Here is a 12,180-nt window from a genome sequence, read left to right as displayed (position 1 = left end):
GCGGTCCGGTTCGGGGGCGACGGCACTGCCGCCGCCCCCGAAGTAGACCATGCGCGCCCGTGGCGCGCTCACCGGCGCCGACCGGTCAGAACGGGAACCGGGAGCGCCCGTGCTGCACCGAGATCCACTTCTGCGTGGTGAACGCCTCGATCATCGACTCGCCGTTCAGCCGGCCGAGGCCCGACGCCTTCTCGCCGCCGAACGGGACGATGGGCTCGTCGTGGACCGTGCCGTCGTTGATGTGGATCATGCCGGTGTGGATGCGCTGCCCGACCCGTACACCGCGCTCGATGTTGCCGGTGTGCACGGCGCCGCTCAGCCCGTACGGGGTGTCGTTGGCGATCCGTACCGCCTCGTCCTCGCCGTCGAACGGCACGAGCAGCGCGACGGGGCCGAAGATCTCCTGGTGCAGGACGGGCGAGTCGGCGGCCAGCCCGGTGAGCACGGACGGGCTCACCACGTTGCCGTCGGCCCGGCCGTGCAGCAGCGCCGTGGCACCGGCCTCGACGGTCTGGTCGACCAGCTTGGACACCGCGTCGGCCTGGGAGGAGTTGATCAGCGGGCCGATCTGGGTCGCCGGGTCGGCCGGGTCGCCGACCCGCAGCGAGGCCACCTTGGCGACGAACTTCTCGGTGAACTCCTTCTCCACCGCCCGGTCGACCAGGATCCGGTTGGCCGCCATGCAGACCTGGCCCGCGTGGATGTACCGGCTGAAGACGGCCGCGTCGACGGCGTAGTCCACATCGGCGTCGTCGAGCACGATGAGTGCGCTGTTGCCGCCCAGTTCGAGCACGGCGCGCTTCAGGTTCGCCGCGCAGACGGTCGCGACGTGGCGGCCTACCTTGTCCGAGCCGGTGAAGGAGATGACCTGCGGGACCGGGTGCTCCAGCAGCGTGTCACCGATCTCGGCGATGTCGGTGACCACGACGTTCAGCAGACCGGCGGGCAGCCCCGCGTCCTCGAACACCTTGGCCAGCAGGGTGCCACCGCAGACAGGGGTGTTCTGGTGCGGCTTGAGGACCACGGCGTTGCCGAGGGCCAGCGCGGGTGCGACCGACTTGAGGGACAGCAGGAAGGGGAAGTTGAAGGGGCTGATGACGCCCACGACGCCGACGGGCACCCGGTAGACCCGGTTCTCCTTGCCCTCGGTGGGTGAGGGGAGTATCTGCCCGGCGGGGCGGAGCGCGAGCTGTATCGCCTCGCGCAGGAACTCCTTGGCCAGGTGGATCTCGAAGCCCGCCTTGAGCCGTGTACCGCCCAGCTCGGCGACGATCGCCTCACTGATCTCGGGCTCGCGCTCCTCGACGATCCTCAGCGCCTTCTCCAGCACGCCGCGCCTGGTGTACGGGTTGGTGTCCGCCCACGCCGGCTGGGCCCGCTCGGCCGCACGGTAGGCCTGGTCCACCTCGTCCGCCGTGGCGACCGGGATCGACGCGAGCTTCTCCCCGTTGTACGGGTTGAAGTCGATGATGTCCCACGACCCCTTCCCCGGCCTCCACTCGCCGTCGATGTACTGATGGGCCAGGTCAGTGAAGAAGGACATGAGATCCCTTACCGCAGAGAGAGGCGGGCAGCTGATTGCGATTCATATTACTTAATTTTCAACCGACTTGGGGCGCCTCACGGGCTGCGCCGAAGCGTCCCGGCGACCGGTCCGCCTACGCGAAAGCCCCTCCCGGCGTCAGTCACCGGAAGGGGCTCAGCTGTTGCGGACGTGGCGGGATCAACTCCAGCTGGCGTGCAGCGGCTTGCCCTCGGCGTACCCGGCGGCGCTCTGCACACCGACGACCGCCTTCTCCGCGAACTCCTCCAGGGAGGCGGCACCCGCGTAGGTGCAGGAGGAGCGGACACCGGCGATGATCGAGTCGATCAGGTCCTCCACGCCGGGCCGGGTCGGGTCCAGGAACATCCGTGAGGTGGAGATGCCCTCCTCGAACAGCGCCTTGCGTGCGCGGTCGTAGGCGGACTCCTCCGACGTACGGTTCTTCACCGCGCGCGCCGAGGCCATGCCGAAGGACTCCTTGTAGTAGCGCCCGTCGGCGGACTGCTGGAGGTCGCCCGGCGACTCGTACGTACCGGCGAACCAGGAGCCGATCATCACGTTGGACGCACCCGCGGCGAGTGCCATCGCGACATCGCGCGGGTGGCGGACCCCGCCGTCGGCCCAGACGTGCTTGCCGTGCTTCTTGGCCTCGGCGGCGCACTCAAGGACGGCGGAGAACTGGGGCCTGCCCACACCGGTCATCATCCGGGTGGTGCACATGGCGCCGGGTCCGACACCGACCTTGATGATGTCCGCGCCGGCCTCGATCAGGTCGCGCACACCTTCGGCGGCCACGATGTTGCCCGCGACGATCGGCACCCGGGGGTCCAGTGCCCGGACGGCCCGCACCGCGGCGATCATGGATTCCTGGTGGCCGTGCGCGGTGTCCACGACGAGTGTGTCGGCGCCGGCGTCGAGCAGCTGCTTGGCCTTGCTCGCCACGTCGCCGTTGATGCCGACGGCCGCCGCGATGCGCAGTTTGCCCGCCGCGTCGGTGGCGGGAGTGTAGAGCGTCGCGCGCAGTGCCGCCTTACGGGTGAGGATGCCGACGAGCCTGCCGTCCGCGCCCACGGCGGGGGCGAGCTTGCGGTTGGCGCCGTCCAGCTTGTTGAAGGCCTCGCGCGGGTCGATGTCCGCGTCCAGCAGGACCAGGTCCTTCGACATGACCTCGGTGAGCTGGGTGAAGCGGTCGACGCCGGTCAGGTCGTGCTCGGTGACGATCCCGACGGGGCGGTACTCGTCGTCGATGACGACACCCGCACCATGGGCACGCTTGTGCAGCAGGGACAGCGCGTCCCCGACGGTCTGTCCCGGGGCCAGCACGATCGGGGTGTCCAGGACGTGGTGACGGGTCTTGACCCAGCTGATGACCTCGGTCACGACCTCCATCGGAATGTCCTGGGGGATGACGACGAGACCACCGCGGCGGGCGACGGTTTCGGCCATGCGGCGCCCCGCGATCGCCGTCATGTTGGCGACGACGAGCGGGATGGTGGTGCCTGTGCCGTCGGGCGAGGAGAGATCCACACTCTGCCGGGACCCGACCGCGGAGCGTCCGGGGACCATGAAGACATCGTCGTAGGTGAGGTCGTACGGGACCGAGGGGGACTCTGTGTAGCGACCGGTGCCCGGCTCAAGAAAGCGCATAACACTCATATTTTCATACGAAACGGTGCAGGTCGTTTCCACGAAGACACAGCAAAAGACCCCCGCTTTCATCTGTTCCTCCAAGGAGGAGGTCGGGAGGGCCGGGCAAGTGGAACCTGCCTTACCCAGGGACCTTACCCGAACGGGATTCGAACCATTCGTGATCAGCATCCCTGGACCCGGTGACAGGGGGTCAGGTAGCTTCAAAGCCGCAGGTCTCAGAGGTGACCGCAGCGCCGACGGCCAACAGCCGGAACACCTGTCACGCGTTTGACCGGAGAGGATTCGGATCCGCCCGTGGAGAGCGAACTGCCGGACATCTACTGCCCGTTCCCCCAGCGGACCAGTCCGCACGTCGGGCAGACCCGAGAGCACCTGGACATCTGGACACGCCGGACCGGCCTGGTACACAGGCCCTCCGCGAGGACCAGGTTCGAACAAGCCGATTTCGGCTCCTTCGTCGGCATGGTCTACCCGACGGCGGACGGCGAGCACCTCGATCTCGTGGCCGACTGGTTCGTCTGGCTGTTCCTCGTCGACGACCAGCTCGACGACGGCCAGCTCGGCCGCGATCCCGAACGGGTACGCGGTGTGGTCGCCCGGATGCTCGCCGTCATCGACGGCCTGGACACCGCCCCCGTGCCGGAAGCCGAGCTCCCGGCCGCCGTCGTCGCCCTGGAGGATCTGTGGGCGCGGACGATTCCCGGCATGGCCGCGCACTGGCGCAGACGCTTCGCCTGGCACCTCAGCACGTACCTGACGACGGCCACCAGCTGGGAGGCCGGGAACCGCGCCGACGGTGTGGTGCCCTCGGAGGAGACGTACATCGCCAAGCGGCGTCACACCGGCGCGATCCACGTCTGTATGGACCTGATAGAGATCGTGGCCGGCATCGAGGCACCGGAGTCGATCCACAACGACCCGCGCTTCATCACCGCGCTGGAAGCCTCCTGCAACGTGGTGTGCTGGGCCAACGACGTCTACTCCTTCGAGAAGGAGCAGGTCCTCGGCGAGATCCACAACCTCGTGCATCTGGTCCGCCACCACCGGGGCTACGGGGAGCAGCAGGCCATCGACCATGTCTGCGCCCTGATAGCCACCGAGACCGAGCGGTTCCTCACGGCCGAGGACGAACTGCTGGAGATGTATCCGCAGCTGGCCGACGTCCTGGTCCCGTATCTGGACGGCATGCGCAGCTGGATGCGCGGAAATCTGGACTGGTCCCGGCTCACCCCCCGCTACAACCCGGCGGACGTCAGTCAGTACGAGGAGCCGGAGGAGTATCTGGAGGCGACGGTCCTCGGCTTCTCCGTCGGCCGCGCCCCGGAGCGTGTGAGCGACGCCCGGAAGGGCTGAGCGGCGGCGAAGGCCGGGCGCAAGGTGCGCCCGGCCTTCCGTCCGTCCACTGCGCAGCTGTTCAGACGCTGTCCGGGTCCGCGCGTTCGAGCGCCGGCCGGGAACCTGGCGCCGACTCGGTCAGCAGGAAGTCCGCGGCAGCCGTGTCCGTCACCAGGCTGGTCACCAGGCCGGAGCGCAGGACCGCGCCGATCGCCGCCGCCTTGCGCTGGCCTCCCGCGATCGCCACCACCTCGGGAATCCGGCGCAGCCGGTCCGCCTCCACCGTGATGCAGCGCTCGCCGAGGTCGCGCCCGACCCTGCGCCCCGCGGAGTCGAAGAGGTGCGCGGACATCTCGGCCGCGACCCCGAGCGAGGCGTAGTGCGCCCGCTCCTCGTCCGAGAGCATGTCGTGCACGGTGGAGATGCCCGGCTCCCAGGAACCGATGGAGACCGCCGCGACCGTCACCTTGTCGAAGTACTCGAAGGCGCGGGCGATACCCGTCTGGTGCCGCAGCGCGGCCGCGGTCGCCGGGTCGGGCAGCAGCATCGGCGCGTAGATCGGGTGCGCTTCGCCGCCGGACACCTGTGCCGCACGGCGGACGGCCTCGACCGAGCCGCGCTCGGCCGTCCCCGCGTCGTACACCCCGGTGAGCTGCACGACCGTGCACGGAGGCAGCCGGTCGAGGGCCGCCGCCATGTGAATGGTGGACCGGCCCCAGGCCAGGCCGAGGACATCGCCCTCGTTCACCAGTTCGCCGAGAAGGTCGGCCGCGACCTCGCCCAGATTCTCCGGGTCGGGGGCGTCCTCCTGCTCCTCGGCCGGGGATTCGACCACGACCGCGTGGCGGAGCCCGTAGCGGGCCCTGAGCGCGTCGGAGCGCTCCGCGTCCAGTTCGGCCGGCACCCGGATCTCGATGCGTACGAGATCACGCTCGAGGGCTGTCTCCAGGACCCGTGCCACCTTGAAGCGGCTGACGCCGAACTCCTCGGCGATCTGGATCTTCGACTTTCCCTCGAGGTAGAACCGGCGGGCCATGGCCGCCGCCTGCACCAGCTCCGCGGGTCCCATCCGCATGGCTGACCGACCCGCCGAGATGCCAGACACCGCGATCTCCTCACTGCTGTTCACACGCTCGATACGCCGTTCATCCTGTCAGATCCGGCGATCCTTGATCAGCCACGTCGGGCCGCGTTCATCTGCCTTTGGTTCAGTGGTCGCATGCCCAGGATGCCCTGGCCGTGGCCGCGTCCGCCTGGGCCCTCAGTCCCCGCACCGCCGCGGCCGGATCCCCGGCCCCGTACACCGCCGAGCCGGCGACGAACACGTCGGCACCGGCTTCGGCACACCGCTCGATGGTGGTGGCGGAGACTCCGCCGTCCACCTGGAGCCACAGTTCCAGACCGTGCTTGGAGATCAGCTCGCGGGTGCGGCGGATCTTCGGCAGCATGATGTCCAGGAACGACTGGCCGCCGAAGCCCGGCTCCACCGTCATGATCAGCAGCATGTCGAGTTCGGGGAGGAGATCCTCGTACGGCTCGATGGGCGTCGCGGGCTTGAGTGCCATCGAGGCACGGGCCCCCTTCGCCCTGATCTCCCGGGCCAGCCGCACCGGCGCCGCCGCCGCCTCCACGTGGAAGGTGACGGAACCGGCACCCGCTTCGACGTACTGCGGCGCCCAGCGGTCCGCGTCCTCGATCATCAGATGGCAGTCCAGCGGGGTGTCCGTGGCCTTGCTCAGCGCCTCCACGATCGGTACGCCGAGCGTCAGATTGGGCACAAAGTGGTTGTCCATGACATCGACATGGAGCCAGTCCGCGCCTTCGACGGCCTTCGCCTCCTCGGCGAGACGTGCGAAGTCGGCGGACAGGATGCTGGGGTTGATCTGGGCCATGCCCCCAGCCTGCCACGTTCCGCGCCACTTCCACGCCTCGGTGCGCCCCAAAGCCTCACGGGATCATCACAGTTCACGTAATCCCGGCTTTTCGCCGGTCATTTGCCTGCCGGTCCGCGCGCTGTGCAGGCGGACCGGCTTCTGGATCAGCCGGTGCGCCGCAGCAGCGCGAGGTACATCGCGTCCGTGCCGTGCAGGTGGGGCCAGAGCTGAACGTCCGGTCCCTCGCCCAGTGCGGGCACTCCCGGCATCAGGGGACGCGCGTCCACCCACTCGGCCTCGAAGGACTGCTGCCCGCCCCGGCCCTTGAGTACGTCCTCGACGACCACCCTGGTCTCCGCGAGGTGCGGTGAACACGTCGCGTACCCGACGACCCCGCCGATCCGCACGGCCTTCAACGCCTCGCGCAGCAGGCCGCGTTGCAGCGGGGCGAAGCTCTCGAGGTCCTGGGCCTTGCGTCGCCAGCGGGCTTCCGGCCGACGGCGCAGCGCACCCAGTCCGGAGCACGGTACGTCCATCAGGACCCGGTCGAAGGAGCCCGGCTGCCACGGCGGGCGGGTGCCGTCGGCGGTGATCACCTGGTACGGGCCCGGGTTCCCGGCCAGCGAACGCTCGACCAGCCGCGCGCGGTGCGGCTGCTTCTCCGCGGCGAGCAGCGCGGCGCCCCGGCCGGCGGCGAGACCCGCCATCAGGGCCGCCTTGCCACCGGGTCCGGCGCAGCCGTCGAGCCAGCGGGTGTCCCTGCCCTCGACCGGGGCGTTGGCCAGGGCGGCGGCGACGAGCTGGCTGCCCTCGTCCTGCACTCCCGCGCTGCCGTCCTGGACGGCCGTCAGAGCGCCGGGCTCGCCGCCCTCCGCCATCCGTACCGCATAGGGCGACCAGCGGCCCGGAAGGCCGTTGTCCTCGCCGAGCGCGGCCAGGAGTTCATCGGTGGTGGAGCGTCCCGGCCGGGCGACCAGGGTCACCTCGGGCCGCTCGTTGTCCGCTTCGAGGAGGTCCTCGATGCCCGCACGGCCGCCGCCGAGGGCGTCCCAGAGGGCGGAGACGATCCAGCGCGGATGCGAGTGGACGATGGAGAGATGGTCCTCGGCGTCCTTCTCGTACGAAGGGGCGACCTGCTCCACCCAGGTGTCCAGGTCGTGCGCCGTCACCTTGCGCAGGACGGCGTTGACGAACTTGGCACGCCCCTCCCCCAGCACCACCCGGGCCAGCTCCACACTGGCCGAGACGGCGGCGTGGTTCGGAATCCGGGTGCCCAGCAGCTGGTGCACCCCCATGTTCAGGACGTCCAGCACGGGCGGGTCGACCTCGCGCAGCGGCCGGTCGATGCAGGCGGCGACGATCGCGTCGTACGTCCCCTGCCTGCGCAGCGTCCCGTAGACCAGCTCGGTCGCGAGCGCCGCGTCCCTGCCGTCGAAGTCACCCTTCGCCCGTGCCTTCTTCAGCAGGGGAGGCAGAACGAGGTTGGCGTACGCGTCGCGTTCGTCGACGGCCCGCAGCGCCTCGAAGGCGAGGAACCGTACGGGGTCCTTCTGAGGACGGCGATGCGGCTTGGCAGGACGGCGACGCTGCTGGTCTGTCACGAGAAAGGTGCTCCGCTGGTGGTGAGAGGACGATCCCTCACAGGGTACGTCGCGGCTACACGCCCACCAGTTCGCCCGGGACGATCCGCACCCCGCGCGCCCAGTCGGCGCCCTTCATCGGCTTCTTCCCCTGCGGCTGGACCCAGAGCAGCTCCACGGCGTGCGAGCCGGTGCCGACGTAGACGTTGTTCTTGGCGACGGACAGTTCGCCCGGGGCCAGGTCGGTCCGGTCCAGGACCGGTGCGGCCTGGATCAGCTTGAGCCGTTCCCCGCGGAAGAGCGTCCAGGCGCCGGGAGCGGGGGTGCAGCCCCGGATCACCCGGTCGACCCGCAGCGCGGGGGCGGACCACTGCACCTGCGCGTCCTCGACGGTGATCTTGGGGGCGAGGGTGATGCCCTCGTCCGGCTGCGGCACCGCGTGCAGCACACCGTCCTCGATGCCGTCCATGGTCGCGGCGAGCAGCCCCGCACCGGCGAAGGCGAGCCGGGTCAGGAGATCGCCCGCGGTGTCTGCGGGCCGCACCTCCTCGGTGAGGACGCCGTACACCGGTCCCGAGTCCAGCCCCTCCTCGATGAGGAACGTCGAGGCTCCGGTCACCTCGTCGCCCGCCATGACCGCGTGCTGCACGGGGGCGGCGCCGCGCCAGGCTGGCAGCAGCGAGAAGTGGAGGTTGACCCAGCCCCGGGCGGGCACGGCGAGCGCGGCCTTGGGCAGCAGCGCCCCGTAGGCGACGACGGGACAGCAGTCGGGCGCGATCTCGCGCAGCCGTGCGAGGAAGTCCTCGTCCCGCGGCTTGAGGGGCTTGAGGACCTCGATCCCGGCCTCCTCGGCGCGCTCGGCGACGGGGCTGGCGACCAGCCGGCGCCCCCGCCCGGCCGGTGCGTCGGGCCGGGTGATGACGGCGGCCACTTCGTGACGGCCGGAGGCGAGCAGTGCGTCCAGGGCGGGTACGGCTACCTCTGGGGTGCCTGCGAAGACGAGCTTCATGGGGGCTGACTGCCTCTCGGGCCGAAACGTACGGTGATGAGCAGCACACCAGTCTAGGGCCTCTGGTTCCCCCCGGCTCCGCGCCTGTGCCGGGGGGCGTACGCGTGGCCGCGCGCCCCTCACATATGCGCATACGCCCCGACAGCGTGACCACATCACCCGGTGGCGCGTTGTCAAAGGAGATTGACCGAAGCGGGCCGCCTCGGCGCGGCCCCGATCCCTTTCATCGCCGGTTCGAGAGGCTTCTTCATGGCCGAACACGCAACCCACGACGCCCAAGCGCGGGCCAGTCTGCATCTTCTGGTGCGGGACATCGAGCGGGTCCGGCGGCAGGTGGACGCGCTGCGCACCCTCACCGCCCAGCTGGGCAACGTCTACCGTCCGCGCCGCTCCGGCCCGTCAGCGGGCTTCGTCGTCTACGGCAGGGCCCCGGCCCCCACCGTCCGCCTGGCCCAGGAACTCCGGGACAGCGTCGAGACCCTGGTCACGGCGGCGGTCGACTTCGACCGCTCGCTCGGGTTCTCCTGGGACGCGGTGGGCTCGGCCCTCGGGGTCACGAAGCAGGCGGTGCACCGCCGTTACGGCGCCCGGCGCAACACGGCCGGCACCGCGTCGGCCGAGGGGGCCGTCGCCGCCGAGAACGGCGTGCAGCGGCCCGTGTCCACCGTCCCCACCACGCCGGGGACTCCCGTCGCGCCTTCCGGCCCCACGCTTCCCTCCGTGCCCACGGCCCGATCGATGCCGCCCCAGCCCTCGGCGGCCGCTCCCTCGCTGCGGGAGGAACTGCGCCCCGGTGCGTTCCCCGGTCCGCGCAACGGCTGACGGCCCTCCACCGCCTCCACTCCCCCTGCCCCTCCGTGCCGCGCGCACGGCGGGGCAGTCCCCTGTCCCGGCGCGCCCGTGGCCTCTCGACCTCTCAGCCTCTTGCCATGTCGGCCGCTCGGCATCTCGGCATCTCGGCATCTCAGCCGATGTCCGGCGGATCGATCCTGATCCGGACGGGGTCGCCGCCCCCTTGGCCATCCTCGCCGCCTGTGCCGTCTTCAGTGCCGCGGCGAGCGCCGCTCCCCGCCCCGGCTCGACCCGGACCAGAACCCGCTCCCAGGGCTCGCCCGGCGGAGCGTCCCATGGCCTGCGCGGCCGTCCTGGCTCGGCGGCCGACACCGGGACCGGGCCCAGGATCTGTGCCTCGGGCGGCAGTTCCGCGGCAGCGAGGAACGCCGCGAGCGCCTCGGCGGGACCGGTGACGGACGCCATCCGGGACACCGGCGGGAAGCCGAGCTCGGCCCGCTCCGCCAGTTCGCGCCGCGCGTACCCGGCGGGGTCCCAGCGCACCAGTGCCTGCACGGCCCGCAGCGTCGGCTCGGCGACGATCACCACGGTGCCGCCCTCGCCCTGCCCCCGTACGAGAGAGGCGGCGGAGGTCCACCGGCGCAGCGCCTCCTCACCGGCTCTGAGGTCCGGTCTGCCGAGCATGGCCCAGGCGTCCAGGAGCAGCGCGGCGGCGTAGCCGCCCTCGGCGACGGGTTCGGCGCCCGGGGTGCTCACGACCAGTGCGGGCGCGTTCGGTACCGAATCCAGGATGTGGTCGCGCCCGGATGTGCGGACCGGCACGGCGGGGAAGGCCCTGCCCAGCTCCTCCGCCGTCCTGCGGGCACCGACGATCTGGGCACGGAGCCGGAAGGACCCGCAGCTCTCGCAGTGCCAGGACGTCTCGGCGCGCCCGCACCAGGCACAGTTCAGGTCCTGCTGGTCCGGGGCCTCCAGCGGCCCCGCGCAGTGCCGGCACCGCGCGGGTGTCCGGCAGCGCTCACAGGCCAGCCGGGGCGCGTACCCCCGGCGGGGCACCTGCACCAGCACCGGACCCGTGCGCAGCCCGTCCCGGACCGTCTGCCAGGCGAGGCTGGGCAGCCGGGCGCTCCGGGCTGCGCCGTCCCGTGCCAGCTCGCCGTCGCCGATGGTACGCACGAGGGGCGCCGCCCTCCTCAGCTGCTCCCGGTCCGCGCTCAGGGGCAGCGCCCAGCCCGTCTCGACGAGCTGGGCGGCCTCCACGGTGCAGCTGGTGCCGCCGAGCAGAAAGCCACATCTGCCATGCGCGGCCCTCAGCTCCAGCACCTCCCGGACGTGCGGGAACGGGGCGTTGTCATCGCTGTGGCTGGAGTCGCCGTCGTCCCAGATCACGACGAGGCCGAGGTCGGCGACGGGCGCGAACATCGCGGCGCGCGTCCCGACGACCGCCCGCACGGACCCCCGGCGCACCGCGAGCCACTGCCGGTAGCGCTTCTCCGGACCCGAGTCCGCTGTCAGGAGCGTGTGCCGACCGTCCCCCAGCAGCCCGGTGAGCGCGGTGTCCACCCGCGCCGCGGCCCGGCCATCCGGTACGACGACGAGCGCGCCCCGTCCCGAGGCGAGCGTGGCGGCCACGGCCCTGGCGATCTCCTCGGGCCAGTGCGGGCCCGGCAGAGCCGTCCATACGGCGCGCGGCGCTCCGCCATCGGCCAGTGCCCGGAGAAACGCGGGCCCCTGGCCGTACCGCTCCCAGCTCCCCGCCTCCGGCGGGGCGGGAGGCGGCATGGGGTCCGGGGACGGCTTGGACTCGGCTCTGCCGTTCCTGGGCGGCACGGCGAGCTGGAGGACGTCGGCGAGGCTGCCCGCGTACCGGTCGGCGACCGCCCGTGAGAGCGCGAGCAGCTCCGGACCCAGCACCGGTTCGGGCGAGACGATGTAGGCGAGGGCGGCGAGCGCCCCCTGATAGTCGGATTCGGCGCGCCGCTCGACGAGGAATCCGTCGATCAGGCCGCCTCCCTCGCGCCGGCCACCGCGGACGTTGCGCCCGCCGGCGCCGAACCGCACCCGAACCCGGACACCGGGCTGGGCCTCGGCGTCGAGCTCCTCGGGAACGGCGTAGTCGAAGTACTGGTCGAGATGGAGCACGCCCTTGTTGACCAGGACCCGGGCGACGGGCAGTTCCTTGGCCAGCGCGGCCCCGCGCCAGGTACGCGGCTTGGCCCGCGGCACCTGCGCCTTGCGCACCGTCTCCCGGATCAGCGCAAGCTGCTCCGGCGCCCCCGCGTCCGGCTCGGCGGACCGCTCGTTGTCGCTGCTCACAGCCAAATTCCTACCAGACGGCACTGACAGGCGCCGGACGTCACGACGCCGGGGCCCGGACACCACGATCGGTGTCCGGGC

8 protein-coding genes and 1 pseudogene are annotated in these 12,180 nt (G+C 71.4%); 2 read left to right on the top strand and 7 right to left on the bottom strand.

All coding sequences use genetic code 11. The features are described 5' to 3' along the window. Positions 1 to 85: 85 nt before the first annotated feature. Both F0344_RS31130 and F0344_RS31125 read right to left on the bottom strand, forming a co-directional pair. Positions 86 to 1,543 (bottom strand): aldehyde dehydrogenase family protein, encoded by a 1,458-nt coding sequence (locus tag F0344_RS31130; RefSeq protein ID WP_185301940.1) that lies wholly within the window; start codon positions 1,541 to 1,543, stop codon positions 86 to 88. 180 nt (positions 1,544 to 1,723) lie between these two features. Next, positions 1,724 to 3,190: a GuaB1 family IMP dehydrogenase-related protein gene (locus tag F0344_RS31125; RefSeq protein WP_185301939.1), complete on the bottom strand. Its 1,467-nt coding sequence runs from the start codon at positions 3,188 to 3,190 to the stop codon at positions 1,724 to 1,726. 297 nt (positions 3,191 to 3,487) lie between these two features. Between F0344_RS31125 and F0344_RS31120 the strand changes: the two genes are divergently transcribed. After that, entirely contained in the window at positions 3,488 to 4,546 is a 1,059-nt protein-coding gene (locus F0344_RS31120; RefSeq protein WP_185301938.1) for a terpene synthase family protein, read from the top strand. Positions 4,547 to 4,607: 61 nt separating this feature from the next. Here the strand turns inward: F0344_RS31120 and F0344_RS31115 are convergent, their stop codons facing one another. The 4 genes from F0344_RS31115 to fmt all read right to left on the bottom strand — a co-directional run bounded on the left by F0344_RS31115 (position 4,608) and on the right by fmt (position 8,991). Beyond that, positions 4,608 to 5,603, bottom strand: coding sequence for a sugar-binding transcriptional regulator (locus F0344_RS31115; RefSeq protein ID WP_258050313.1), 996 nt, complete (start codon positions 5,601 to 5,603; stop codon positions 4,608 to 4,610). A 133-nt stretch (positions 5,604 to 5,736) separates the two neighbouring features. Beyond that, entirely contained in the window at positions 5,737 to 6,420 is a 684-nt protein-coding gene (gene rpe / locus F0344_RS31110) for a ribulose-phosphate 3-epimerase (RefSeq protein ID WP_185301936.1), read from the bottom strand. Positions 6,421 to 6,566: 146 nt separating this feature from the next. Beyond that, complete coding sequence (locus F0344_RS31105; RefSeq protein WP_185301935.1) at positions 6,567 to 8,003, bottom strand: RsmB/NOP family class I SAM-dependent RNA methyltransferase; 1,437 nt, start codon at positions 8,001 to 8,003, stop codon at positions 6,567 to 6,569. Positions 8,004 to 8,058: 55 nt separating this feature from the next. Then, entirely contained in the window at positions 8,059 to 8,991 is a 933-nt protein-coding gene (fmt, locus tag F0344_RS31100) for a methionyl-tRNA formyltransferase (protein WP_185301934.1), read from the bottom strand. A gap of 249 nt (positions 8,992 to 9,240) precedes the next feature. Between fmt and F0344_RS31095 the strand changes: the two genes are divergently transcribed. Next, positions 9,241 to 9,813: a hypothetical protein gene (locus F0344_RS31095; protein ID WP_185301933.1), complete on the top strand. Its 573-nt coding sequence runs from the start codon at positions 9,241 to 9,243 to the stop codon at positions 9,811 to 9,813. Positions 9,814 to 9,955: 142 nt separating this feature from the next. Here the strand turns inward: F0344_RS31095 and F0344_RS31090 are convergent. Then, a pseudogene (locus F0344_RS31090) lies at positions 9,956 to 12,099 on the bottom strand (primosomal protein N'). Positions 12,100 to 12,180: the final 81 nt, after the last annotated feature.

Origin of the sequence: Streptomyces finlayi (assembly GCF_014216315.1) — a bacterium.
Classification (GTDB): Bacteria; Actinomycetota; Actinomycetes; order Streptomycetales; family Streptomycetaceae; genus Streptomyces; species Streptomyces finlayi_A.
The sequence above is the reverse complement of the archived record's forward strand: the minus strand, read 5'-3'. Positions and strand labels throughout refer to the sequence as shown.

Excerpts from the sequence above, each read along its gene's own strand:
- F0344_RS31130 (WP_185301940.1), bottom strand. The coding sequence starts at position 1,543 with ATGTCCTTCTTCACTGACCTGGCCCATCAGTACATCGACGGCGAGTGG.
- F0344_RS31125 (WP_185301939.1), bottom strand. The coding sequence starts at position 3,190 with ATGCGCTTTCTTGAGCCGGGCACCGGTCGCTACACAGAGTCCCCCTCG.
- F0344_RS31115 (WP_258050313.1), bottom strand. The coding sequence starts at position 5,603 with ATGCGGATGGGACCCGCGGAGCTGGTGCAGGCGGCGGCCATGGCCCGC.
- rpe (WP_185301936.1), bottom strand. The coding sequence starts at position 6,420 with ATGGCCCAGATCAACCCCAGCATCCTGTCCGCCGACTTCGCACGTCTC.
- fmt (WP_185301934.1), bottom strand. The coding sequence starts at position 8,991 with ATGAAGCTCGTCTTCGCAGGCACCCCAGAGGTAGCCGTACCCGCCCTG.
- F0344_RS31095 (WP_185301933.1), top strand. The coding sequence starts at position 9,241 with ATGGCCGAACACGCAACCCACGACGCCCAAGCGCGGGCCAGTCTGCAT.